The organism is Micromonospora sp. NPDC051141 (genome assembly GCF_044455765.1).
Lineage (GTDB): Bacteria > Actinomycetota > Actinomycetes > Mycobacteriales > Micromonosporaceae > Micromonospora.
In genome coordinates this window covers 1-24,227 of the sequence record NZ_JBITFD010000005.1, presented here as the reverse complement: position 1 = coordinate 24,227, position 24,227 = coordinate 1, and the positions used below count along the sequence as shown (strand labels likewise).

Sequence of the window (24,227 nt, the reverse complement as noted above, 5' to 3'; positions counted from 1 at the left end):
CGCGACCGCCGGGGTACCGGTTCCGCTGCGGACGACTGACGACGGACGACAAGGAGTGGTCATGCGTCAACTCGACGACCGGCCGGTGGAGTCGGGCGGCTGGCGGGACACCATCGCGCCGGGCGGCATCCCCGACCCCTCCGCCGAGGTCGACCTGTCGGCACCGACGGGTCGGCACCGCGCGGACGCCGACGAGGAACCGCCGCCGCCGGAGACCGAACCCGAGTACGCGCCGGGACGACGGGCCGACGCCCTCCCGTCCGACCCGGCCCGGTAGACCTTCTTCCTCCCTGCCGGAGTGGGCCCGGTGGGCCGGCCGATGCGGCCGTGTCCGCCGGGCCCACTTCGTTCCGCGTCGGTCCGGCACACGTCGGGTACGCCGGGCGGCGCGGTGCCGACCTGTCGGCCGGACCGACGCGCGAAGCTTCCCTGCACTCGGTACCGACCGCCGGCACGTGGGGCCGGTCTTCCAGCGCCCCTACTGTTGGGAGCAGGAGCGCAACTGGGAGCCCCTCCGGTCCGATGTTCGGGTGGCGGCCCAAGAAGTCGAGGCGGAGATCAGTGGGGCCGCGATGGCCTTCACCAAGTCGCCCGCATACATTTTCTTGGGGACGATCGCGCTGGAGTGGCCCCTCCGACCCCGACGGTCATCGGCTATATGCCGTCGACGGCGGCAAAAGAGCAGGGCGCCGACAACGGGTAGTTCCACTGAACCTGTTCCTCCACAACACCGCGCAAATCGTCCGTACAGACCATCCCTCCGAGCGGTACAAGGTCTTGCCGTCCCTGCCGCACCGCGATGAACGCGAACGGGCGACGTCACCCTGATCGCGAGATGGACGCCAATGCTCAGCCGCCGCAGCCCTTCTACCTGTTGACCGAGAGTGCCATAATCCTCACTGTGAGGATTCTCGTCGGCGTGGCACCCACCGATCCGCCGGTCGATCCGAGCGGATGGGGGGACGCCCCAGATTGGGCCGCCGTCGTTGTCGGCGTGATCGCCGTAGCGATAGCAGCGCTGGCGCTGCGGCACTCACACACATCTGCACGTGCAGCTCGGAGGTCAGCGGAGGCGGCAGTACGACAGGCCGCCGCCGCTGAACGACAGGTCGAGTTGGCTGAAGCAGCATTCTGGGCAGCACAGGTCACCCCTCAACCGTCGCCACGAATCGAAACACCCGCCGCCGTAGTGGCACTCCAAGGGCCGACCCCGCCCTACGTAGCATGGTGGGCAACGTGGGAAAGGGCACCTGCCGGAAACATTGCCACGAAATCATTCAAGGCATTGGGAATAGTTTTTGCGGGTGCCGATCTGATTCCTTTGGTTTTTGAGCATTGGAGGCTTTGCCTGCGCAATATCGGCACGGATATCGCTCGTGAGGTGGTGATTGATGCCGACCTGCCCAATCATGGCAAGCTGTCCACACGTCTTCGCGGAACCCCTACGCAGGTCAACCCAGGCGAGACCTTGCGCCGGCACATTGTGCTGACCAAGGGCCAAACTCCTCCAGCCGAGATTCGGGTGCACTGGCAAGGCCGACGAGACTGGGAGATCGTGCCGATATCGTAGGAAATGTGATTTGTCTGGGCGGCCGGAACTGCGTACCGCCGCCGAGGCCGCCAACCAGTTCGCGAGGAGACCGAGTCCTGCACCTCGCTGGCACCGCGCGGTGGCCGGTGGTCGGTGGTCGGTGGTCGGTTCATCGTCGCCACGCGGTCGCTGCGCGGGGCGGGCCATCTCCGGAGCGGCACGACCAACGACGGTGTCACCGGACCTAGGAAAAGCCGAAGCCCAGGTCGATGACCTGGGCTTCGGTGCCGAGCCGCCTGACGGAATCGAACCGTCGACCTACGCATTACGAGTGCGTCGCTCTAGCCGACTGAGCTAAGGCGGCAACGGTGGTCAAGTGTACGGCACGCGTCGCCGGGAGCCGAACCCGATCCCCCTCGTCCGGAACCGGACAACCGGCCCCCTCGGCGCCGGCACGGGAGAGACTTCCCGCCCGGTCCGGACTACCCTGCGGCGGGTGAGCGACGACCACGTACCGCCGCGACAGCCGGATCCGGAGGCGCGCCCGGGCGAGCGGGCCAGCCGTCGGCCGCACAGCCTGGACCCTCGGGAACTGGGATTCACCCCACGCCGGCCGGTGCCCTGGCTCGCGCCGCTGCTGCTGATCAGCACCGGCCTGCGGACGCTGCTGGCCATGCTGTTCGGGGCGTACCTGGACAAGCGGGAGTTGCAGAACGCGTTCGGCGACGACACGTTCCGGCAGGTCGGGCCGGACGGCGGGCTCTGGCTCGACTACGTGGCCGACCTGGGCGACGGCTTCGACGCCACGTACTCGATCGCCTACCTGCTGGCCCAGCCGGAGCTGACCGTGGACGGGCACCGGCTGCCCCGGGCGCAGACGCTGGTGATGGGCGGCGACCAGGTCTATCCGTCGGCCGGCTACGAGGCGTACGAGGACCGGTGCAAGGGCCCGTACCAGGCGGCGCTGCCGGTCGCCCCGCCGGAGCGGCCGACGCTCTTCGCGGTCCCCGGCAACCACGACTGGTACGACGGCCTGACCGCGTTCCTGCGGCTGTTCGTGCGCTCCCGGGACCGCCACTTCGCCGGCTGGGGCACCGGCCAGTCCCGCTCCTACTTCGCGGTGGAGCTGCCGGCCGGGTGGTGGCTGCTGGGCCTCGACGACCAGTCCGGCTCGTACCTGGACGACCCGCAGCTCACCTACTTCGACGCGGTGGCCCGCAAGCTCACCCCGCGGTCACGGGTGATCGTGGCGGTGCCGGCGCCGACGTGGGTCAAGGCCGCCGACCACCCCAACGCGTACGACTCGGTCGACTACTTCATCCGCACCATCGTGGCGCCCACCGGGGCCCAGGTCCGGGTGCTGGTCTCCGGCGACCTGCACCACTACGCCCGGTACGCCGGCCCGGAGCGGCAGCTCATCACCTGCGGTGGCGGTGGCGCGTACCTCTATCCGACGCACCGGCTTCCGGAGCGGCTGGAGGTGCCGCCGCGGGACACGCTGACCCGACGGGCCAGCCGCACCCGCGAGTACGAGCTGGCCGCCCGCTATCCGGAGAAGGCCCGCTCCCGCCGGTACGGCTGGGGGATCTTCCGCCGGCTGCCGTTGCGCAACCCGGGCTTCACCACGCTGCTCGGCACGCTGCACACGCTGCTGATGCTGGCCATGGCCGGCGTGACGGCGCAGCGCGCCGACTCCACCGCGCAGCGGCTGTTCAGCGTCCCGCTGGTGGCGATGCTCGCGGTGACGTTGCTGGGCGCGGCGTTCTTCGCGAAGCCGCCCAGCGCGGGCGGCAAGCGGCACGCCCGGCACTGGATCCTCGGGGTGGCGCACGGGGTGGCACAGGTGGCGTTGGCGGCCGGCGGCACCTGGCTCTGGCTGCACCTGCCGTTCTACGACTGGCCGTGGCCGCTGCCGGCGGTCGCGGCGGCGGTGCTCTACGGCCCGGTCAGCGGGCTGGTCGCCAGTCAACTGGTGGCGCTCTATCTGCTGGTGGCGGGCGCGTTCGGAGTTAACCTGAACGAGTTGTTCGCCGGTCAGGGCATCGAGGACTCGAAGGCGTTCCTCCGGTTCCGATTCGACCCCGACGGCACGGTGACGATCTATCCCGTCGCGCTGGACCGGGTGTCCCACGCCTGGCAGCTCAACCCGGACCAGTCCGCCACCGCCCCGTGGCTGACCCCGAAGACCCCGCTGACCCCACGCCTCGTCGAACCCCCCATCACGCTCCGCTGACCGCCCCCGCCGGGCGGTCAGGGGGTGGGGTTGTAGTGCTGGTCGTGGGACTGGCGGGGGGCGCAGACGGAGGCCCGGCTGCACTGGCAGCGGGAGCCGTCGGCGTCCAGGCGGACCGTGACGGCGTCGCGCGGAACGCTGTGGCCGACCACCTTGCCCTCGCCCTGCGGGGTCTCCACCCGGGTGCCGACCGCCGGTGCGGACTCCTGGAACCGCTGGTACAGGGGATGTTCGTACTTCAGGCAACACATCAGCCGGCCGCACGCGCCGGAGATGCGCAGCGGGTTGAGCGGAAGGTCCTGGTCCTTCGCCATCCGGATCGTCACCGGCTCGAAGTCGGTGAGGAACGTGGCACAGCACAGGTCACGACCGCACGAGCCGATGCCGCCCTGCACGCGCGCCGAGTCGCGGGCGGAGAGCTGTCGCAGCTCGACCCGGCAGTGCAGCGTCGCACCCAGGTCACGGACCAGGGAACGGAAGTCCACCCGGTGCGGCGCGGTGAAGTAGATGGTCGTCCGGTCGCTGCCGGACTCCGGCGTGGCCAGGACGTGGTCGACGGCCACCACCTTCATCGGCAGGCCGTGCTCGCGGATCAGCCGCTTGGCGGCCACCTTCGCGTCGGCCTTGCGCCGGCGCAGCAGTTCGTCGCGGTGCAGGTCGTCCTCGCCGGCCAGCCCGGCCAGCTTCGGGAAACCGTCGGTGTCCTCGCTGACCCACTGCGCGGCCCAGACGCACTCGGCCACCTCGGGGCCCTCGTCGGTGGGCACCAGCACCCGGTCTCCCACCCGGGGGCGGAACTCACCGGGATCGAGGTAGTAGAGGCGCCCGTACCGGTTGAAGCTGACCGCGCAGAGCATGCCCATGCGCCTACCCTACGCGGACCGGAGCGGTCGGACGGTCCACCGGTCGCCGTCCGGTCACACCGTGCAGCGATCCATCCCGGTCGACCGGACCGAACCGGCCCCCGCGCCTCGCCCGGACGGTTGAAACCTGAGCCGCCCCCGGGACAAACGCCCATCCACCGCGTTGAGTGAAGGCATACCTGCGGGGGGTGCAGGGGAAGACCACGGCGTCGCACGCCGGTGCCCGGCCACGGTCGGAGCGGCGTGCGACGCCGTGGGCCGTCAGTAGCCGATCCGGGTGGTGCCGCCGTAGCGCGGCGCGGAGACGGCGCGGTCCCGCCAGGTCGTCTCCGTCAGGCTCGGCCCCCACTGGCGCAGCAGCGTCTCGGCCCCGTCGTAGGCCACCCCGAGGACCCCCAGCACCCGGGTGGCGATCTCGGCCGCCGCCGACGCGCCGACCGGGCCGGCCTCGACGCCCGGCCGGCTCGCGGCGTGCACGGCGACCGCCTCGGCCGAGCCGACCACCTCGGCGAGCGCCCGCGCCAGGGCGGCCCGGCTGCTCTCCACCCAGCCGGCCAGCGCGTCCGCGTAGCCCGCGGTCGACTCCAGCCGCCCGACCAGGCTCTCCGGCCCCTCGTCGAGATGCCGGAGCAGGGCGGTGCGCGCCTCGTCGTAGGCCGACGCGGCGGACCCGGACCAGGCGACCGGGTCGGTGAGCACGGCGCAGGTGTCGTCGTACCCCCGGACGAGCCGGCGCACGGCGTGGCCGGCGCCGGTCAGCGGCGCCGGGTGCAGTTCGAGGAACTCCCGCACGGCCACGCCGGGGAGCACCTGCATCCGGCGCAGCAGCGGCCAGAGCCGGTGGCCCTCGGGCGCGCCGGCGGCGAGCAGCGCGTCGACGCGGGTGAGCAGGTCGAGGCCCGGCTCGGCGAGACGGTCCAGCGCGTCCATCAGGCCTCCCGGGCCAGCCGGCGGACGACGGCGTCGTCGGTGGCCGCGTAGCGCTCGGCGGCGCTGCGCAGCGCCGCCGCGGCGGCGGCCAGCCGGTTCGCGGCCGCCTGTGCCTCGCGGGCCCGGTCGGCGGTGGCGGCGGTCCACTGCCGGTGCAGCGCGCGCCCGACCTCGCCGGGCCGGCCGGCCGCGTGGGCGCCGAACGCGGGGTGCGGCGGGTCGGTGGCGGGCACGGTGCGGGCCAACGTGGTGAGACCGGCGGCGGCCTCGTCGAGGCGGGCGGCCAGCGCACGGAGCGATTCCATGTCAGGCTCCCGCGAGCGGCCGGTAGGCCGCGAACGTCTCGTTGTGCAGTTTCTCCCGGGCCCACTGGGCCGCGTCCGCGGCGGCGCTCACCGCGGCCCGCACCGAACCGGCCACGTCACGCGGGTTGCGCTGGTGCAGCGGGCCGAGGAAGCGCACGTCGGTGATCCGCCCACCGGCCGTGACCACCACCTCGACGAGCCCGTCGGGTGAACGGACCGTGACCTCCACCGTGGCGACCGCCTGGTCGAACTCGGCCTGGAGCGTCTCGATGCGGCGGTAACGCCGCACCGCCTCCTCGATCCAGGCCTCGTCGATCTCCCCCCGCGCCATCGGCGGACTCCTCCCCGGTCGGCGCCGCCGCCCCACCCCGACGCCACCCTCACTGAGTGTGCCGCCTCGGTGACCACGGCATTCCCCGGACCGTACCGCACGTCAATCGCGCGTGTCGATGCCCTGTGGACAGCGTGGGGTGGGGTGGGTCAGCCCCGCCAGAGCGACAACATCATCGCCTCGACCGCGATCCGCGGCTTGACGTTCGTCTCGATCGCCGCCCGGCACTCCAGCACCGCCTCCAGGCGGCGCAGCGAGCCCTCGGCGTCCCACTTCTGGGCGCCGGCGGCGGCCAGCGTCGCGGTGTCGGTGTGCACCGGGGCGACCGGCGCCCGCAGCGCCATGGTGAGCGCGTCCCGGTAGAAGCCGGCCAGGTCGACGAGCGCCCGGTCCAGCGCGTCCCGCTGGGCCCGGGTGGCCCGCGACTTCTGCCGCTTCTCCAGGTCCTTGAGCTGGCCGGCGGCACCCCGCATGGCCCCGGCCGCACCCCGGCCGGTGCCGCCGGCGCCCAGCGCGGTCTGCAACGCCGCCCGCTCCGCCTCGTCGGCCTCGGCGACCGAGGCGGCGGCCTCCGCCTCGGCGGCCTCGATCAGCGCCGAGGCGGCGTCGAACGCGGCGCCCACGCCGGTGAGCCGGCGCGGCACGGCCAGCACGGCGTCCCGCCGCTGCCGGGCCTCCGGGTCGCGGGCCAGCCGCCGGGCCCGACCCACGTGCCCCTGCGCGGCTGCGGCGGCCCACTCGGCCACGTCCGGGGCGATGCCGTCCCGACGGACCAGCACCTCGGCCACCGCGCCGGCCGGTGGCTGGCGCAGCGGCACGACCCGGCACCGCGACCGGATGGTCACCGAGACGTCGTCCGGGTGCGTGGACGGGGCGCAGAGCAGGAAAACCGTACGCGGAGGCGGCTCCTCGACCGCCTTGAGCAACGCGTTGCCGGCGGCCTCGGTGAGCCGGTCGGCGTCCTCGATGATCACGATCTGCCAGCGACCGCCGGAGGGCGTGCTCGCCGCCCGCAGCACCAGCGCGCGCATCTCGCCGACACCGATGGAGAGCCCCTCGGGCACCACGAGCCGCACGTCGGCGTGGGTGCCGGCCAGCGTGGTGTGACAGCCGGGGCAGCGACCGCAGCCGGTGCCGTGCACGCACTGGAGCGCGGCGGCGAACGCCCGGGCGGCCACCGACCGGCCGGAACCGGGTGGCCCGGTGAAGATCCACGCGTGCGTCATCCCGGCGCCGGGGTCGGCGGAGACGGGGTCGGCGGTGGGGGCCGTCGCGCCCGGGTCGCCGGTCACACCGGGCCCGTCCGGGTCGCCCGGCCCGTCGAACTGCTCGGCGAGCGCGTCGAGGTCGTCGTACCCGTCGGGGTCTCCGCCGCCGGTCGGGGCGCCCGCGCCGGCCGCCCCGAGGGTGGCGGCGCGCAGCAGCGCGGCGGCCGAGGCGGCGGCGTGCCGCAGCGTGGCCACCGCCTCGTCCTGCCCGACCAGATCGCCGAAGACGTCGGTCATTGTCGGCGTTGCTCCATCGTCACCAGCTCCGATTCGGATAACTCGGGCTGGACCGAGGTGTCCGGGCCCTGGGCCGGACGCGGGTGCACGATGCCGGCCGGGTCGACGAGGAACTCGTCCACCCGGCGGGCGACCGCGTCGGCGATCTCCTCGGCCGGGCGGGACGCGTCGAGGACCAGGTAACGCTTCGGGTCGCCGGCGGCCAGGTCGAGAAACGCGTACCGGACCCGCTCGTGGAACGCCAGCGACTCGGCCTCCAGCCGGTCGGCGCCCTCCCGGCGGGCCGCCACCCGGCCGAGCCCGGTGTGCGGCTCGACGTCGAGCAGGACCACCAGGTCGGGCTTGAGCCCTCCGGTGGCCCAGGAGGAGAGCCACGAGACCTCGTCCACCGGCAGCGTCCGGCCGGCGCCCTGGTACGCCAGCGACGAGTCGACGTACCGGTCACTGATCACCACCGCGCCCCGCACCAGCGCCGGGCGGACCACGGTGGCCACGTGGTGGGCCCGGTCGGCGGCGTAGAGCAGCGCCTCGGCACGCGGCGACGGCGCGTCGTCGGAGGTGGTGCCCAGCACCAGCGAGCGGATCCGCTCACCGACCCCGGTGGCGCCCGGCTCGCGGGTGACCACCACGTCCCGCCCGTCGCCGCGCAGCCGCTCGGCGAGCGCGGCGAGCTGGGTGGACTTGCCGGCGCCCTCGCCGCCCTCGAAGACCACGAAGAGGCCGGAGGAGACGAACGACTCGGCCGGCATCAGCGGGCGGCCCCGGATCGAGCCCCAGAGGTCGGCCAGGACCGGCACGCCCTTCTTGTCGTCCATCTGGCCGAACGCGCTGATCCCGGCGAAGATGCCGGCCGCGCCGGCGGCGAGCAGCAGCAGGCGGGTCGAGGAGATGGAGATGCCCAGGTCGGCGATGGTGAGCTGGCGGGAGCCGCCGACACCGACCAGGAGGCTGCTCAGCGCGATGGCCAGGATCAGCACCAGCCGGGTGCCGATCTGCACCACCGCGAAGACCCGGCCGCGCACCTCGTCGGCGACCTCGCCGCCGAGCAGCGTGGTGCCGGCCAGGAACGCCATGCCGGCGCCGGCGCCGACCAGGATCGCGCCGAGGATGGCCATGGACAGGTGGATGGCGAACGCCAGCACCAGCACGGAGGCGCTGGCCAGCACGATGCTCATGCCGAACCAGCGGCGGCGGGACATGTCCCGTACGACCATCGGCCCCAGCCCGATGCCGAGCGCCAGGCCGACGAAGATCGCGCCGAAGAGCAGCGAGAACGCGGCGTCGCCGGCGCCGAGCGAGTTGGCGAAGAACTTGCCGGTGCCGACCACGATGCCGCCGCCGGCGAACGCGCCGAAGATGCCCAGCACCAGGCCACGGACCAGCGGCGTCTGGCCGATGAACTTCCAGCCGTCGGCGAACTGGCGGAACATGCTCTGCTCGGTGCGTTGGGCCTCGCCGCGTTGGGCCTCGCTGATCTCCTTGATCCCGAACGCCACCACCAGCGCGGTGGCCAGCCGGGAGAAGGCGTTGAACCAGAGCGCGAGCTGGGCCGGCTGGGCCCAGTCGGGCAGGTTGCCGCCGAGCGCGCCGGGCAGGCCGCGGGTCAGCACCGCCAGCGCGACGGCGGCGGCCACCGGGGTCAGGCCGTACGTGGTGATCAGCGTGAGCTGGTTGGCGGCCTCCAGCCGGGTACGCGGGATCAGGTTGGGGACCGCCGCCTCCTTGGCCGGGATCCACAGCAACGTGATCGACTCGATCAGGAACGTGGCGATCAGCGCCCAGCCGACCACCAGGCCGCCCGCCGCGCCGGTGAGCGCGTAGAGCGGGATCGAGGCGAACAGCACGAAGCGCAGCAGGTCGCAGATGACCATCGTCCACCGGCGGTCGAACCGGTCGGCGAAGACGCCCGCCACCGGGCCGAGCACCAGCGCCGGCAGCAGCCGGATCGCGGTGACGCCGCCGAACGCCGCGCCCTGGGCGGTGCTGCCGGAGACCTGCGAGGCGGCGAACAGGGCGGTGGCGAGCAGGCCGAGCCAGTCGCCGAAGGAGGCGGCGCTGAGCACGATCCACAGCCTGCGGAACGGCCGGATGCGCAGCACCGAGCGGATGGCGGCGAACCCGGACCGGTCGGCGGCTGTCCCGGACGACGACACGCCGGACGACTCGCCGTTCTTCTGGCTTTCGATGGCCGTACCTCCACGTGCCGGCCCAGGTCTGGGCATCCCCGGTGGAACACTCTAGCCGCGCGGGGGGTCTCGCCCCCCGTGACATCGCCTGTTCGCCGAGCCTAGGCCGCCGGGGCCACCACCCGCAGCCCGGACAGACGCGAGGGTATTTCGCATTGCCGTCCGGACAGTTAGCGTGCAGACGTGGCCATCGACCGTGCCGAACTTCGCGATCGTCTCGACCGGGCGACCGCCCACCTCGACCCGCCGTACGCGGTGGTCGACCTCTCCTCCTTCGATGACAACGCCGACGCGCTGTCCGGCCGGGCCGGGGGCAAGCCGCTGCGCGTGGCGAGCAAGTCGGTGCGGGTCCGCGAGCTGCTCACCCGCGCGCTCAAGCGCCCCGGCTGGCGCGGTGTGATGGCCTTCACGCTGCCCGAGGCGCTCTGGCTCGCCCGCACCGGCGTCGCCGACGACGTGCTGGTCGCGTACCCGACCGCCCACCGGGGGGCGCTCGCCGAACTGGCCGCCGACCGGGCGCTCGCCGACGCGGTCACGCTCATGGTCGACGACGCCGGGCAGCTCGACCTGATCGACCGGGTGTGCCCGCCGGGCAGTCGGCCCGCGCTGCGCGTCTGCCTCGACCTGGACGCCTCCTGGCGACCGTTGCGGGGCCGGGTGCACGTCGGCGTGCGCCGCTCCCCGGTACACAGCGCCCGGGCGGCCGGCGCGCTCGCCGCCGCCGTCGCCGGCCGGCCGGGCTTCCGGCTGGTCGGCCTGATGTCGTACGAGGCACAGATCGCCGGTCTCGGGGACGCCCCGCCCGGGCAGGCGGCGCTCGGCTCGGCGATCCGGGTCGCGCAGCGCGGGTCGTACCGGGAACTGCTGGCCCGCCGCTCGGCCGCGGTCGCCGCGGTACGCGAGCACGCCGACCTGGAGTTCGTCAACGGCGGCGGCACCGGCAGCGTGGCCGCCACCAGCGCCGACCCGGCGGTCACCGAGGTCACCGCCGGCTCCGGCCTGTACGGCCCGACGCTGTTCGACGCGTACCGCGCCTGGCGGCCCACCCCGGCGGCGTTCTTCGCCTGCGCGGTGGTCCGCCGGCCGGCGCCCGGGTTGGCCACCGTGCTCGGCGGCGGCTGGATCGCCTCCGGCCCGGCGGCGGAGAGCCGGCTGCCCCGGCCGTGGCTGCCGGAAGGGCTGAAGCTGCTCGGCGCGGAGGGCGCGGGCGAGGTGCAGACCCCGCTCGCCGGCGACGCCGCGGACGACCTGCGGGTCGGCGACCGGGTGTGGTTCCGCCACGCCAAGGCGGGCGAGGTGTGCGAGCACGTCAACGAGGTGCACCTGGTCGACGGCGACGCCGTGGTGGCGACCGTGCCCACCTACCGGGGCGAGGGCCACGCGTTCCTCTGACCGGGCAGGAGCACAGGTCGGGACATGACGACGGCGGGCCCCGGCGCACTCTCGGAACCCGCCGCTCGGTGTGCCGCTCAGCCCTGTGGGACGGCCTCGGTCGGGGCGTCGACCTGACGGTGCAGGTACTCCCGGATGAGCGCCTTCGCCTCGACCAGCACCCGCTCGTCGCCGTCGGCACGGCGACGGAACGCCAGCTTGATCAGGGCGTCGGCGGCCTCCACCGCGACCTCCAGGTGGAACCGCAGGTCGGGCACGCCGGCCAGACCGAACCGCTCGGTGAGCACGCGGGCGAGTTGCTCCGCGATGACCCCGTTGTTGTCACGCTGGTCGTCCAGCAGGTGCAGGTCGACCACGTCGCCGAAGTGCAGGGTACGGAAACCGGGCACCGTGCGGTGCATCGAGATGTACTCGTCGATCGCCGCGTCGACCCCGTCCCACCAGTGGGTCAGGTCGTCCGAGGCGAAGCGCTCGTCGAGCCGCTGGAGGTAGGACTCCATGGTCCGCAACGTCAGCGCCTGCACGATCGCCCGCTTGTCCGGAAAGAACTGGTAGACCGACCCGATCGCCACCTCGGCACGCTCGGCGAGCAGGGTCGTGGTCAACCCCTCGTACCCCACCTCGTCGACGAGCTCGGCGCAGGCGTCCAGCATCCGCTGGACCCGCGCGACACTTCGACCCTGCACCGGTACCCGACGCAGCGGCCCGGTCGTGGCAGCTGGTGTGGACACTCGGCGCCACCCCCCTTCGACGGTTGAACATATCCGCACGTCACGAGTCTGTGACTACCGGTACAACGAGCCGACCTCGATTGCGGTATTTACCAGGCACAACGTTCCTGATATGAATTCAGTTCATATTCATGTCGAGGAGTGTTCGCCATGGCCGGTAGCCCCGCCGACTGGTCCAACTGGGCCGGCAACCAACGCAGCACGGCACTGGTCACCGCGCGACCCCGGAGCGTGGCGGACGTCGCCGAGGCGGTCCGCCGCGCCGCCGCCGCCGGCGCCACCATCAGGGCGGTCGGCAGCGGTCACTCCTTCACCGCCACCGCCGTCGCCGACGGGCACCGGCTCGACCTCGCCGACCTGGCGACCGACGTCACCGTCGACGTGGCGCGCCGCCTGGTCACCGTACCGGCCGGAATGACGCTGCACGCGCTCAACGACCTGCTCGCCGGGCACGGGCTGGCGGTGCCCAACCTCGGCGACATCGACGCGCAGACCGTCGCCGGCGCGATCTCCACCGGCACCCACGGCACCGGCGCGACACTCGGCTGCCTCTCCACGTTCGTGGCCGGCCTGACGCTGGTCACCGGCACCGGCGAGGTGCTGCGCTGCTCCGCCGACGAGCACCCCGACGTGTTCGCCGCCGCGCGGGTCGGGCTCGGCGCGGTCGGCATCCTGGTCGAGGTCACGCTGCGCTGCGTGGACGCCTTCGTGCTGCGCGCACACGAACGGCCGGCCGCGCTCGCCGAGGTGCTGGCCGACCTGCCCGGCCTCTACCAGGCGCACGACCACGCCGAGTTCTACTGGTTCCCGTACACGGACCGGGTGCAGGTCAAGACCAACGACCGGGCGCCCGCCGACGACCGGCCGCTGCCCCGCTGGCGCGGCTGGCTGGACGACGAGTTCCTCGCCAACACCGTCTTCGCCGGGGCCTGCCGCCTCGGCCGCGCGGTGCCGGCGCTCGCGCCCGGCATCAGCGCCGTCTCCGCCCGGGCGCTCACCGAACGCACCTACACCGGCCGCTCCGACCGGGTCTTCTGCACCCCGCGCCGGGTCCGGTTCGTGGAGATGGAGTACGGCCTGCCGCGCGACGCGCTGCCCACCGCGCTGGCCGAACTGCGCCGGATCGTGGACCGGCTGCCGTTCAAGGTGCTGTTCCCGGTCGAGGTGCGGTTCACCGCCGCCGACGACATCTGGCTCTCCCACTCGTACGGGCGGGACTCCGCGTACGTGGCGGTCCACCAGTACGTGGGGATGCCGTACGAGCCGTACTTCCGCGCGTTCGAGCAGGTGGCCACCGAGCTGGGCGGTCGCCCGCACTGGGGCAAGCTGCACTGGCGCGACGCCGCCTCGCTGGCCTCCGCCTACCCGAAGTTCGCCGCGTTCCAGTCCCTCCGCGCCCGCCTGGACCCGCAGAACCTCTTCACGAACCCCTACCTGAAGCAGGTCCTCGGCTCCTGACGAGATCTTGGTACGCGCCCGCCCCAGCAGGGACGGAGGCGTACCAAGATTTACTCCTTCGGGGTTGAGGTCGCCTTCTTCGGGGCGGCCTTCTTCGCCGGGGCCTTCTTCGCGGCCGTGGTCTTCGTGGCGGCCGTCGTCTTCTTCGCCGCGGCCGTGGTCTTCTTCGCGGTGGCGGTGGTCTTCTTCGCGGCCGTGGTCTTCTTGGCCGGAGCGGCCTTCTTGGTGGCCTTCTTCTTCGGCGCCGGGCCCTTCGCCCGCTTCTCGGCGAGCATCTCCGACGCCTCCTCCAGCGTCAGCGCCTCCGGCGTCTGCGCGCGCCGCAGCGACGCGTTGGTCTCCCCGTCCGTGACGTACGGCCCGAAGCGCCCATCCTTGATCACCAGCGGCTTCTCGGTGAGCGGGTCGACGCCCATCTCCCGCAGCGGCGGCGCGGCGGCCCGGCGCTGGCGGGTCTTCGGGGCGGCCAGCAGCGCCAGCGCCTCGTCCAGCGTGACGGTGAACATCTTGTCTTCCGAGTCCAGCGAACGGAACTCGTCGCCCCGCTTGACGTACGGGCCGTAGCGGCCGTTGTTGGCGAGGACCTCCCCGCCGTCCGGGGCCACGCCCACCAGCCGGGGCAGGCTGAGCAGCCGCAGCGCCTGCTCCAGCGTGAGGTCGTCCGGCGACTGCGAACGCAGCAGCGACGACTTGCGCTCCCCGCTGGCCACGTACGGGCCGAACCGGCCGGACTTCAGCAGGATCGGCTCGCCGGTCGACGGGTCGTCGCCGAGCTTGCGCTCGCCCCCGCCGCCGAGGAACAGCTCGTGCACCTTCTCCGGGGTCAGCTCGTCGGGCGCCAGGCCCTCCGGGATCGGCGCCCGGTCGCCCTGGGAGCCGCCCTCCTCGCCCTCGGCCGGGGCGGCCGGCGCCGGCTGCTCGCCGGGCAGCGCGCGCTGGAGGTACGGGCCGTACCGGCCGACCCGGACGACGACCTCGCGCCCCTCGTCGTCGGTGAACAGCGGGATCGAGTTGACGCTGCGCGCGTCGATCTCGCTGAGGTTCTCGGTGACCAGCTTCTTCAGCCCACCGGCGTGCGCGATGGCCTGGTCGCCGGCGCCGTTGGCGCTGCCGAAGTAGAACGAGGTGAGGAAGTCGACGGCGGCGTGGTCGCCGCCGGCGATCTCGTCCAGCTCGTTCTCCATGCTGGCGGTGAAGTCGTAGTCGATCAGGCGCGGGTAGTGCCGCTCCATCAGCCCGATCACCGCGAACGCCAGGAACGTCGGGATCATCGCCTGGCCGCGCTTGGTGACGTACCCGCGGTCCTGGATGGTCTGCATGATCGAGGCGTACGTGGAGGGGCGGCCGATGCCCAGCTCCTCCAGCGCCTTGACCAGCGACGCCTCCGTGTAGCGCGACGGCGGCTGGGTGTGGTGGCCCTGCGCGGCCAGTTCGTCGGCGGTCAGCGGCTGGTCCTTGACCAGGGTGGGCAGCCGCCGCTCGGCGTCCTCCGCCTCGGCGTTCTCGTCGTCGCTCGACTCGACGTACGCGCGCAGGAAGCCCGGGTCGGTGATGGTCTTGCCGGTGGCGCCGAAGTCGGCCTCCTCCTGCGCGGAGGAGACGGCCCGGATGCGCACCGACACGCTGGACCCGACCGCGTCGGTCATCTGCGAGGCGATGGTGCGCCGCCAGATCAGCTCGTAGAGCTTGAACTCCTCGCCGGACAGCTCCTTGGCCACGTCGCCCGGGGTGCGGAAGTTGTCGCCCGCCGGGCGGATCGCCTCGTGCGCCTCCTGCGCGTTCTTCACCTTGCCGGTGTAGCGGCGGGGCTCCGGCGGCACGCTGCGCTCGCCGTACAGCTCGACGATCTGCCGGCGGGCCGCCGCGATGGCGGTCTCCGACAGGTTCACCGAGTCGGTACGCATGTAGGTGATGTAGCCGTTCTCGTAGAGCCGCTGCGCGGTGCGCATCGTCTGCTGGGACGAGAACCGCAGCTTGCGGGCCGCCTCCTGCTGGAGCGTGGAGGTGATGAACGGCGCGTACGGGCGTCGGCGGTAGGGCTTCTCCTCGACCCGGGTGACCGTGAACGGCCGGTCCGCCAGCCGGGCGGCAAGCCCTCTGGCCCCGCCCTCGTCGAGGTGGACCACCCCGGCGCCGGGCCGGACGCGACCCGTGGTCGGCTCGAAGTCCTTGCCGGTGGCGATCCGGTCGCCGTTCAGCGCGACGAGCGTGGCGTTGAACGTACGCGGACCCTCGCCCGGCTTCGCCACCGCCAGGGTGGCCAGGATGTCCCAGTACTCGGCGGTGCGGAACGCCATCCGCTGGCGCTCCCGCTCGACCACGATCCGGGTCGCCACGGACTGCACCCGGCCCGCCGAGAGCTTCGGCATGACCTTCTTCCACAGCACCGGGGAGACCTCGTAGCCGTAGAGCCGGTCCAGGATGCGCCGGGCCTCCTGGGCGTCGACCAGGTCGCGGTCGATCTCCCGGGGGTTGGCCACCGCAGCCTGGATGGCCGGCTTGGTGATCTCGTGGAAGACCATCCGCTTGACCGGCACCTTGGGCTTGAGCGTCTCCACCAGGTGCCAGGCGATCGCCTCGCCCTCGCGGTCCTCATCCGTGGCCAGGAAGATCTCGTCGACCTCCTTGGCCAGCTTCACCAGCTTGTTGATCTGCTGGCGGCGGTCGGCCGAGACCACGTAGAGCGCGTGGAAGCCGTTGTCGACGTCGACGCCGAGCCGCGCCCACGGCTCGCCCTTGTACTTCGCCGGCACGTCGGCGGCGTTGCGGGGCAGGTCCCGGACGTGGCCGAAGCTGGCCTCCACGACGTACCCCGGGCCGAGGTAGCCCGAGATCGTCTTGGCCTTCGCCGGTGACTCGACGATGACCAGACGGGTGGTTCCAGCGTTGCTCGGCACGTCTCTCCCCGACCTCACTCCTACGCCACGCCCGCTCCGGGCCGTGTTGCACCGCCCGGACCACGGTCGGCCCGGACGTCCAACGTAACGCGCCGTCCGCGCCCCGGGTTTCGTGGGCGGCGAACGGGCCACCTCCCCGGCGGTCGCCGGCCGCACCCTGCCGGACGGCGCCACCGTACACCGTGGGTAGGGCGCCGGGCGGGTCACTGTGACGATCACACACCCCCCGGCGGAGGCGGCTCCAGTCGAATTCCTGCGCAAACCGCCGCCGGGACGGTCGGCGATCGGACAGCCGGCGGGGTTGCGCCGACGGGTCAGCCGTGCGGGCCCGGCCAGTCGGCGGCCGGCGCGGCCGGCGGCCGTTCCCCCACCAGCTCCGCCAGCCGGGTCACCCGCCGCCCACCGATCCGGTACGCCGGCCCGCCCTCGCCCGGCTCCACGAACGCGGCCGGCAGCCCCACCACGGCCAGCGCGGCGCGCACCGCCGGCCAGCACTGCTCGTCGGCCGGGCCGAGCCCGAGCCGGAACCCGGCCGGTTCGGCGGCCCCGGCCGCGGCGGCCCAGAGCCGCAACCGCCGCCCGTCGAGGTGGAACCGGGCCGGCGGTCGCTTCACCGCGCCGAGCAGCCAGCCCCGGGCGAGCGGCGTCAACGTGCTCGCGTACGCGGTACGCACCCGGTACCGGCCGTCCCCGGTCGGCTCCCAGCCCGCCGGCACACCCCGGGCACCCAGCTCGGCCACCAGCACGTGCACCCGCCAGGCCGCGTCCACCACCACGGAGAGCCGGGCCGTGCCGCCCATCCGCACCACCTCACCCGGCCCGGCGAGCAGGCCGGCGAGGTCCGCCAGCGCGGGATCGGCCGCCTCGGTGGAGAACAGCGAGGGCTGGCGGGCCGGGTTCGGATTCGGGGAGGGTGGCGTCAGCGACACTCCGGGACCTCGTCGAAGGCCTCTTTGAGCTCGGGTGAGTTGAGTTTGCTGGTGTCCAGCGCGCTCGCGTCGTACTCCTGGTTCAGGGTGTCCACGGCGGCGCGCACGCCGTCGTAGAACGGGCCGGCCTGGGCGGTGTCGAGCCGGTCGATGGTGGTCCGGGCCCGCCCGTACGCGTCCCGCATCTTGCTCAGCGAGCCACGGAACCCGGCGGAGACCTCGGGGCCGTGGTCGACCTCCGGCACGCCCGCCTCCTCGACCTTGCGTCGGGCCGTCTCGCTGGCCTGCTCCGCCCCGGCGAACAACCGCACCAGGTTCTCCTTGGCCTGCGGCGGGGTGGTCTGCGCGGTCATCTGCTGCCGGGTGCTGCTGGTCAGCTTGGAGATCTCCGCGCGCCACGGGGTGAGCGCCTGGCACACCGACGCGGCCCAGGCCCGAGGACTGGGCCCGCCGCAGCCGGCGGCGACGAGGACCAGCGTGGCCAGGACCACCGTGAGCTTTCCGGCGGTTGCCGCCCGGCGCGTACGCATGCGAAGCAGCGTACGACCTCCGGGGGGAACCGCCACCGGTCAGGTTTCGTGCACGGGACGGTTCCCGGCCGACCGGGGCCGGCCGGGAACCGTCCCGTCGGTCAGGCGCCCACCGTCTCCGGGTGCTGGTCCGAGGTGCCCGCACCGTGGTCCGAGCTGTCCATGGCCACGCCCTTGCGCTTGCTGAACACCACCGCCGCCGCGATGATCAACGCGGCCACCACGGCGATCGTGATCCGCAGCGCCGGGTTCTTGTCGTCGCCCACGCTCCAGGCCACCACGGCCGGGGCGATCAGCAGCGAGACCAGGTTCATCACCTTGATCAGCGGGTTGATCGCCGGGCCGGCGGTGTCCTTGAACGGGTCACCGACGGTGTCGCCGATGACGGTGGCGGCGTGCGCCTCGGAGCCCTTGCCGCCGTACGCGCCGTCCTCGACCAGCTTCTTGCCGTTGTCCCAGGCGCCGCCGGAGTTGGCCAGGAAGACCGCCATCAGCGTGCCCGCGCCGATCGCGCCGGCCAGGTAGGAGGCGAGCGCGCCCGGGCCGAGGCCGAAGCCGACCGCGATCGGGGCCAAAATGGCCAGCAGGCCGGGGGTCATCAGCTCGCGCTGCGCGTCCCGGGTGCAGATGTCCACGACCTTGCCGTACTCCGGTCGCTGGGTGCGGTCCATGATGCCGGGCAGCTCGCGGAACTGCCGGCGGACCTCCATCACCACGGCGCCAGCCGAGCGGGAGACCGCGTTGATGGCCAGGCCGGAGAAGAGGAAGACCACCGCCGCGCCGATGATGAGGCCGACCAGGTTGCGCGGGTTGGCCACGTTCAGCGCGTTGAGGATCTCGGTGCCGACGTCGCCCACACCCGCGTCGGAGTACGAGGTCCGCAGCGTGTCGGTGTACGAGCCGAACAGCGCGGTCGCGGCCAGCACCGCGGTGGCGATCGCGATGCCCTTGGTGATCGCCTTGGTGGTGTTGCCGACCGCGTCCAGCTCGGTGAGCGTGCGCGCGCCGTGCTCGTCGATGTCGCCGGACATCTCGGCCACGCCCTGCGCGTTGTCCGAGATCGGGCCGAACGTGTCCATCGCGACGATGACGCCGACGGTGGTGAGCAGGCCGGTGCCGGCCAGCGCGACCGCGAACAGCGACAGCGTGATCGAGCTGCCGCCGAGCAGGAACGCGCCGAAGACGCCGGCGCCGATCAGCAGCGCCGAGTAGACCGCCGACTCCAGGCCGACGCTGATGCCGGCCAGGATGACGGTGGCGGCGCCGGTCTGCGAACTCTTGCCGATGTCCTGCACCGGGCGGCGGTTGGTCTCGGTGAAGTAGCCGGTCAGCGCCTGGATCGCGGCGGCCAGCACGATGCCGATCACGACCGCGCCGATGGCCACCAGCCGCGGGTTGCGGTCGACGTCGGTCAGCCCGCCCTCCAGCTCGCCGAACGTGGCCGGCAGGTACGCGAACGCGGCGATCGCCACCAGCACCGCGGAGATCACCGCGGAGAGGTAGAAGGCCCGGTTGATCGCGGTCAGGCCGTTGCGGTCGCTGGCGCGCAGCCGGGTGATGAACACGCCGACGATGGCGACCAGCACGCCGATGGTGGAGATGATCAGCGGGAAGACCAGGCCGTCCTCGCCGAACGCGGCCCGGCCCAGGATCAGCGCGGCGACAAGCGTGACCGCGTACGACTCGAACAGGTCGGCGGCCATGCCGGCGCAGTCACCCACGTTGTCGCCCACGTTGTCGGCGATGGTGGCGGCGTTGCGCGGGTCGTCCTCCGGGATGCCCTGCTCGACCTTGCCGACCAGGTCGGCGCCGACGTCCGCGGCCTTGGTGAAGATGCCGCCGCCGACCCGCATGAACATGGCCAGCAGCGCGGCGCCGAAGCCGAAGCCCTCCAGCACGGTCGGCGCGTCGCCCCGGAACAGGATGACGACGAGCGCCGCGCCGAACAGGCCGAGGCCGACGGTGAGGAAGCCGACCACGCCGCCGGTGCGGAAGGCGATCTTCATGGCGCCCTCGCGGCCACCTTCGCGCTCCCGCGCGGCGGCGGCGACCCGCAGGTTGGCGCGGGTGGCCAGCCACATGCCGGCGCCGCCGATGAACGCGCTGAACAGCGCACCCACCACGAAGAACGCCGACCGGCCGATCTTCACCAGCGTCTGGTTCCCGTCGGTGTCGTGCACCGGCAGCAGGAACAGCAGCACGACGGCGATCACCACGAAGATCGCCAGGGTGCGGAACTGTCGCAGCAGGTACGCGGACGCGCCCTCCTGCACCGCCCCGGAGATCTCCTGCATGTTGGTGGTTCCCGTACCGGCTGCCAGTACCGCCTTGGTCAAGGCGGCGGCGAAGACGAGCGCCACCAGCGCGATGACCGCGGCGATGACGACGTACGTCACATTGGCTCCGGTAAGGGACAGTGCGCCGCCGTCGGCGGCCAAGGTCCCGGACATCTGTGTCCTCCTGTACCGAACACTCGCGTCGGCTCGTGGAGACGCACGGGCCGACGCCTGGATGCGAACTCGCCAGCGCGCGCCATCCACCCGTTCCCGCTGGCTGCGGGGAGCGATCACTTGCTGACAACCCGGGTACTGTAGCCCTCCGGCGTGGTGAGGGTCACATCGAGGGGGCACCGTGTCTCGATGATCTTCGTAACTGTGTTATGCGAGGAAATCTGATATATAGGCCGGTCAACACGACGAGGCCGCGCTCCCCGTGCGGGGAACGCGGCCTGCGGAACGATCTGATCAGCCGCGGCCGGTCGGCCAGGCCATCCGGACCTCGGTGCCGACACCCTCGTCGACCGGGCGGACCTGGAGGTCCTCCACGAAACCGGCGAGCAGGGCGAACCCCACGCCGGTGGTGAGCGCGTCCTCGCTGAGCGACTCCTTCGCCAGTTCGTCCGGGCCGAGCGCGGCCAACCCGAGACCCGCCTCGATCGGGGCCCGGTCCACCACCCGCACCGTGTACGGCCCGCCGTCGGACATCTCCACGTAGACCAGCTCCGCCAGCCCGTACTGCCGGTGCAGCGCAACCGCCCGGGTGCACGCCTCACCGATGGCCAGCCGCACCTCGTCGAGCAGGTCCTCGCGGACCCCGGCCCGCCGGGCCACCGCGACCCCGACCAGGCGGGCGGTGCGCACGTGCACCGGCGCCGGTGAGAAGGAGAGCTTGACGGTGGCCATCACGCGCCGGTGGTGTCGGCGGCGATGGCCGCGTCGACCGTCGGGTGCAGCGGGAAGACCTGATCCAGGGCGGTGATGCGGAAGATCTTGAGCAACGGCTCCTTGTCGCAGACCAGCGCGAACGAGCCGCCGGCCGCCCGGAGCCGCTTGAGCGCGCCGACCAACACGCCGAGCCCGGTCGAGTCGAGGAAGTCCACCCGGCCCAGGTCCACCACCACGTGGCGGGCCCCAGCGTCGATCAGCTCGATGAGCCGTTCCCGCAGGCGGGGTGCGGTGTAGACATCCACCTCACCGCCGACCTCGAGCACCGTGTGCTCCCCCACGGCGCGGGTCGCCAGCGACAGCTCCATCGGCCCCTCCTCGGTAAACTCTCCTGGGCATCTAACCATCCCCCCGTGCGACCGCTTCGGGTCACCGGCCCGGCTCTCCTCCCCATACCCCCACCCGGCGGTTCCCAATTCCGAACACCAGTGCGAGAGTGCAGGACGTGACCGACGACAGCCCCGGCCCGAGGCGTACGCCGGACGAGCTGCTGCGCCGGTTGCGGCTGCGCCACGCCACCGACCCGGTCACCCACGTCGAGCGGGTGCCGGCCCGCGTCGGCGAGCCGGCGCCGTGGCCCGACTGGGCGCCCGCGGAGCTGCGGGCGGCGTTCGCGCGACGCGGCGTGGTCGCGCCGTGGCGGCACCAGGCCGAGGCCGCCGAGCTGGCGTACGCGGGGCAGCACGTCGTCGTCGCCACCGGCACGGCGTCCGGCAAGTCGCTGGCGTACCAGCTTCCCGCGCTGGGCACGCTGCTCGCCGACCCGCGCGCCACGGTGCTCTACCTGGCTCCGACCAAGGCGCTCGCCGCCGACCAGCTCCGCGCCGTCGCCGGACTGGACCTCGACGGGGTACGCCCGGCCACCTACGACGGCGACACCCCGCGCACCGAACGGGAGTGGATCCGTCGGCACGCCCGGTTCGTGCTGACCAACCCGGACATGCTGCACCACGGCATCCTGCCCGGGCACGCCCACTGGTCCGGCTTCCTGCGCCGGCTCGCGTACGTCGTCGTCGACGAGTGCCACACCTACCGGGGCGTCTTCGGCTCACACGTCGCGCACGTGCTGCGGCGGTTGCGTCGACAGTGCGCCCGCTTCGGGCGTACGCCGGTGTTCCTGCTGGCCTCGGCCACGTCGGGCGACCCGGCGACGGCGGCCGGGCGACTCACCGGCCTGCCCGTCACCGCCGTCACCGAGGACTCGTCGCCGCGCGGCGGCGTGACGTTCGCGCTCTGGGAGCCGCCGCTGCTGCCGCCCACCGATTCGTCCGTTGACGCTGATCTCGTCCAGGTCCGGCGCTCCGCGCTGCGGGAGACCGCCGACCTGCTCGCCGACAGCGTAGTCGAGGGGGTCCGCACGCTCGCGTTCGTCAGGTCCCGCAAGGGCGCCGAGGTGGTCGCCGCGAACGCGCGACGGTCGCTCGACGAGGCGGTACCCGGGCTGGGCGGCCGGGTCGCCGCCTACCGGGCCGGCTACCTGCGCGAGGAGCGTCGCGAGCTGGAACGGGCACTGCTGCACGGCGACCTGCTCGGGCTCGCCTCCACCAACGCGCTCGAACTCGGCGTCGACCTGGTCGGGCTGGACGCCGTGCTGATCTGCGGCTGGCCCGGCACCCGCGCCTCGCTCTGGCAGCAGGCCGGCCGGGCCGGGCGCTCCGGCGACGAGGCGCTCGCGGTGCTGGTGGCCCGCGACGACCCGCTCGACACCTACCTCGTGCACCACCCTGAGGCGCTGTTCGGGCGTCCCGTCGAGGCCACCGTGCTCGACCCGGCCAACCCGTACGTGCTCGCGCCGCAACTCGCCTGCGCCGCGCACGAGACCCCGCTCACCGCCGCCGACCTGGACCTGTTCGGCGACGGTGCGAAGGAGGCGGTGGACTCGCTGGTCGAGGCGGGCGCGCTGCGGCAGCGGCCCACCGGCTGGTACTGGCGGCACCGGGAACGCCCCGAGGTGGACCTGCGCGGCGAGGGCGGCGCCCCGGTCTGCGTGGTCGAGGAGTCCACCGGGCGGCTGCTCGGCACCGTCGACGGCGGCTCCGCGCACTTCCTGCTCCACACCGGCGCGGTCTACCTGCACCAGGGCGTCTCGTACGTGGTCGACACCCTCGACCTGGCCGACGGATGCGCGCTGGTGCACGCCGAGGAGCCGGACTGGTCCACCCACGCCCGCGACGTCACCTCGCTGTCCGTGGTGTCCGTCCGCTCGTACGTCGACGCCGGCCCGGTCGGGCTGTTCCTCGGCGAGGTGGACGTGACCAGCCAGGTGGTGTCGTACCAGCGCCGGCGCATCGCCACCGGCGAGGTGATCGACACCCGCCCGCTGGACCTGCCCGCCCGCGAGCTGCGTACGGTCGCGGTCTGGTTCACGCTCTCGCCGGAGTCGCTGGCTCGTGCCGGCGTCGAGGCCGCCGACGTGCCGGGCGCGCTGCACGCCGCCGAACACGCCGCGATCGGACTGCTGCCGCTGATGGCGACGTGCGACCGCTGGGACATCGGCGGGTTGTCGACCGCCCTGCACCCGGACACCGAGGCCCCGACCGTGTTCGTCTACGACGGTCACCCCGGCGGGGCGGGTTTCGCCGAGCGGGCGTACCGGACGGCCGCCGCCTGGCTGCGCGCCACCCGCGACGCGATCGTCGAGTGCGGGTGCGAGACCGGGTGCCCGTCCTGCGTCCAGTCCCCGAAGTGCGGAAACGGCAACAACCCGCTGGCCAAGCCGGAAGCCGTCCAGGTCCTCGACGTGGTGCTCACCAACCTCGCCGCCACGTCGAGCAGCACGTCCACCAGCGACGCGACAGCCGGCAGCACGAGGGACAGCGACGCGGCGGGCGTCCGTGCGGCGGATCACGGCTTGGGTCCAGGGATGGAGCGCGACGGGTTGCTGCCACGGCAGGACGACCGGGCAGTCCGGCGATCGGCGACCGACCGCATCACGACGGACTGACCTCACCGCATCACGACGGACTGACCTCGCCGCATCACTCGTCACCACCTCGGCCCACCGACGCGGTGACCCGGCGAGCGACGACTGTTCCCCTCACCGACGGGCTGCCCGATGCTCGACCCCGCAGTCCCCACCCGCCCCGTCGACGCTTCTATAGGTGAGCCGGTTCTGGGAGGGATTGGTATCGGTAGGGTTCGACGTCGGTGATCGACGAGTGACTCATGCAAGATCTGGCCGC

At 73.0% G+C, this 24,227-nt stretch carries 19 protein-coding genes and 1 tRNA gene; 6 read left to right on the top strand and 14 right to left on the bottom strand.

Annotation, left to right across the window (positions count from 1 at the left end):
• Window positions 1-61: 61 nt before the first annotated feature.
• Both ACIA6B_RS11245 and ACIA6B_RS11240 read left to right on the top strand, forming a co-directional pair.
• Window positions 62-277, top strand: a complete 216-nt coding sequence (locus tag ACIA6B_RS11245) for a hypothetical protein (protein ID WP_396772595.1) — start codon at window positions 62-64, stop codon at window positions 275-277.
• Between the two features lie 558 nt (window positions 278-835).
• Window positions 836-1,570, top strand: a complete 735-nt coding sequence (locus ACIA6B_RS11240; RefSeq protein WP_396772594.1) for a hypothetical protein — start codon at window positions 836-838, stop codon at window positions 1,568-1,570.
• 251 nt (window positions 1,571-1,821) lie between these two features.
• Here ACIA6B_RS11240 and ACIA6B_RS11235 read toward each other — a convergent pair.
• Window positions 1,822-1,895, bottom strand: a tRNA-Thr gene (locus tag ACIA6B_RS11235).
• Window positions 1,896-1,907: 12 nt separating this feature from the next.
• Here ACIA6B_RS11235 and ACIA6B_RS11230 point away from each other — a divergent pair.
• Window positions 1,908-3,764 carry a metallophosphoesterase family protein gene (locus ACIA6B_RS11230; RefSeq protein ID WP_396772593.1) on the top strand — a complete coding sequence of 619 codons (1,857 nt, stop codon included), beginning with the start codon at window positions 1,908-1,910 and terminating at the stop codon, window positions 3,762-3,764.
• A 17-nt stretch (window positions 3,765-3,781) separates the two neighbouring features.
• On the opposite strand, the gene ACIA6B_RS11225 is transcribed toward ACIA6B_RS11230, so the two are convergent.
• From ACIA6B_RS11225 to tmk, 6 genes are all read right to left on the bottom strand, one after another.
• The gene (locus ACIA6B_RS11225) at window positions 3,782-4,627 is read right to left on the bottom strand and encodes a regulatory iron-sulfur-containing complex subunit RicT (RefSeq protein WP_281943497.1); all 846 of its coding nucleotides are present in this window, start codon (window positions 4,625-4,627) and stop codon (window positions 3,782-3,784) included.
• 261 nt (window positions 4,628-4,888) lie between these two features.
• Window positions 4,889-5,557, bottom strand: coding sequence for a hypothetical protein (locus ACIA6B_RS11220; RefSeq protein WP_281943499.1), 669 nt, complete (start codon window positions 5,555-5,557; stop codon window positions 4,889-4,891).
• Complete coding sequence (locus ACIA6B_RS11215; RefSeq protein WP_107154722.1) at window positions 5,557-5,862, bottom strand: hypothetical protein; 306 nt, start codon at window positions 5,860-5,862, stop codon at window positions 5,557-5,559. The genes ACIA6B_RS11220 and ACIA6B_RS11215 overlap by 1 nt, the downstream gene beginning before the upstream one ends.
• A 1-nt stretch (window position 5,863) precedes the next feature.
• Entirely contained in the window at window positions 5,864-6,193 is a 330-nt protein-coding gene (locus ACIA6B_RS11210) for a YbaB/EbfC family nucleoid-associated protein (RefSeq protein WP_396772592.1), read from the bottom strand.
• 149 nt (window positions 6,194-6,342) lie between these two features.
• Window positions 6,343-7,698: a DNA polymerase III subunit delta' gene (locus ACIA6B_RS11205; RefSeq protein WP_396772591.1), complete on the bottom strand. Its 1,356-nt coding sequence runs from the start codon at window positions 7,696-7,698 to the stop codon at window positions 6,343-6,345.
• Window positions 7,695-9,761, bottom strand: a complete 2,067-nt coding sequence (gene tmk, locus ACIA6B_RS11200) for a dTMP kinase (RefSeq protein WP_396773125.1) — start codon at window positions 9,759-9,761, stop codon at window positions 7,695-7,697. The genes ACIA6B_RS11205 and tmk overlap by 4 nt, the downstream gene beginning before the upstream one ends.
• A gap of 306 nt (window positions 9,762-10,067) precedes the next feature.
• On the opposite strand from tmk, the gene ACIA6B_RS11195 reads away from it, so the two are divergent.
• Window positions 10,068-11,276 carry an amino acid deaminase/aldolase gene (locus tag ACIA6B_RS11195; protein ID WP_396772590.1) on the top strand — a complete coding sequence of 403 codons (1,209 nt, stop codon included), beginning with the start codon at window positions 10,068-10,070 and terminating at the stop codon, window positions 11,274-11,276.
• Window positions 11,277-11,353: 77 nt separating this feature from the next.
• Here ACIA6B_RS11195 and ACIA6B_RS11190 read toward each other — a convergent pair whose 3' ends face one another.
• Complete coding sequence (locus tag ACIA6B_RS11190) at window positions 11,354-11,929, bottom strand: TetR/AcrR family transcriptional regulator (RefSeq protein ID WP_281943818.1); 576 nt, start codon at window positions 11,927-11,929, stop codon at window positions 11,354-11,356.
• 219 nt (window positions 11,930-12,148) lie between these two features.
• Between ACIA6B_RS11190 and ACIA6B_RS11185 the strand changes: the two genes are divergently transcribed.
• Window positions 12,149-13,465, top strand: coding sequence for a D-arabinono-1,4-lactone oxidase (locus ACIA6B_RS11185; RefSeq protein WP_396772589.1), 1,317 nt, complete (start codon window positions 12,149-12,151; stop codon window positions 13,463-13,465).
• A 50-nt stretch (window positions 13,466-13,515) separates the two neighbouring features.
• On the opposite strand, the gene topA is transcribed toward ACIA6B_RS11185, so the two are convergent.
• The 6 genes from topA to ACIA6B_RS11155 all read right to left on the bottom strand — a co-directional run bounded on the left by topA (window position 13,516) and on the right by ACIA6B_RS11155 (window position 21,353).
• Window positions 13,516-16,362 carry a type I DNA topoisomerase gene (topA, locus tag ACIA6B_RS11180; RefSeq protein WP_396772588.1) on the bottom strand — a complete coding sequence of 949 codons (2,847 nt, stop codon included), beginning with the start codon at window positions 16,360-16,362 and terminating at the stop codon, window positions 13,516-13,518.
• Between the two features lie 314 nt (window positions 16,363-16,676).
• Entirely contained in the window at window positions 16,677-17,291 is a 615-nt protein-coding gene (locus tag ACIA6B_RS11175; protein ID WP_107154715.1) for a hypothetical protein, read from the bottom strand.
• Entirely contained in the window at window positions 17,282-17,821 is a 540-nt protein-coding gene (locus ACIA6B_RS11170) for a hypothetical protein (RefSeq protein ID WP_107154714.1), read from the bottom strand. The genes ACIA6B_RS11175 and ACIA6B_RS11170 overlap by 10 nt, the downstream gene beginning before the upstream one ends.
• 101 nt (window positions 17,822-17,922) lie before the next feature.
• Window positions 17,923-20,271, bottom strand: coding sequence for a sodium-translocating pyrophosphatase (locus ACIA6B_RS11165; RefSeq protein WP_396772587.1), 2,349 nt, complete (start codon window positions 20,269-20,271; stop codon window positions 17,923-17,925).
• A 294-nt stretch (window positions 20,272-20,565) separates the two neighbouring features.
• The gene (locus tag ACIA6B_RS11160) at window positions 20,566-21,003 is read right to left on the bottom strand and encodes an ATP-binding protein (RefSeq protein WP_107154712.1); all 438 of its coding nucleotides are present in this window, start codon (window positions 21,001-21,003) and stop codon (window positions 20,566-20,568) included.
• Window positions 21,003-21,353 (bottom strand): STAS domain-containing protein, encoded by a 351-nt coding sequence (locus ACIA6B_RS11155; protein WP_396772586.1) that lies wholly within the window; start codon window positions 21,351-21,353, stop codon window positions 21,003-21,005. The genes ACIA6B_RS11160 and ACIA6B_RS11155 overlap by 1 nt, the downstream gene beginning before the upstream one ends.
• Window positions 21,354-21,481: 128 nt before the next feature.
• Here ACIA6B_RS11155 and ACIA6B_RS11150 point away from each other — a divergent pair, with 128 nt between their 5' ends.
• Entirely contained in the window at window positions 21,482-23,989 is a 2,508-nt protein-coding gene (locus tag ACIA6B_RS11150; protein ID WP_396772585.1) for a DEAD/DEAH box helicase, read from the top strand.
• Window positions 23,990-24,227: the final 238 nt, after the last annotated feature.

Coding starts and splice junctions, on each gene's coding strand:
- ACIA6B_RS11220 (WP_281943499.1), bottom strand. CDS start 5,557: ATGGACGCGCTGGACCGTCTCGCCGAGCCGGGCCTCGACCTGCTCACC.
- ACIA6B_RS11225 (WP_281943497.1), bottom strand. CDS start 4,627: ATGGGCATGCTCTGCGCGGTCAGCTTCAACCGGTACGGGCGCCTCTAC.
- ACIA6B_RS11160 (WP_107154712.1), bottom strand. CDS start 21,003: ATGGCCACCGTCAAGCTCTCCTTCTCACCGGCGCCGGTGCACGTGCGC.
- ACIA6B_RS11240 (WP_396772594.1), top strand. CDS start 836: ATGGACGCCAATGCTCAGCCGCCGCAGCCCTTCTACCTGTTGACCGAG.
- ACIA6B_RS11210 (WP_396772592.1), bottom strand. CDS start 6,193: ATGGCGCGGGGGGAGATCGACGAGGCCTGGATCGAGGAGGCGGTGCGG.
- ACIA6B_RS11205 (WP_396772591.1), bottom strand. CDS start 7,698: ATGACCGACGTCTTCGGCGATCTGGTCGGGCAGGACGAGGCGGTGGCC.
- ACIA6B_RS11245 (WP_396772595.1), top strand. CDS start 62: ATGCGTCAACTCGACGACCGGCCGGTGGAGTCGGGCGGCTGGCGGGAC.
- ACIA6B_RS11155 (WP_396772586.1), bottom strand. CDS start 21,353: ATGGAGCTGTCGCTGGCGACCCGCGCCGTGGGGGAGCACACGGTGCTC.
- ACIA6B_RS11170 (WP_107154714.1), bottom strand. CDS start 17,821: ATGCGTACGCGCCGGGCGGCAACCGCCGGAAAGCTCACGGTGGTCCTG.
- ACIA6B_RS11215 (WP_107154722.1), bottom strand. CDS start 5,862: ATGGAATCGCTCCGTGCGCTGGCCGCCCGCCTCGACGAGGCCGCCGCC.
- ACIA6B_RS11190 (WP_281943818.1), bottom strand. CDS start 11,929: ATGCTGGACGCCTGCGCCGAGCTCGTCGACGAGGTGGGGTACGAGGGG.
- ACIA6B_RS11165 (WP_396772587.1), bottom strand. CDS start 20,271: ATGTCCGGGACCTTGGCCGCCGACGGCGGCGCACTGTCCCTTACCGGA.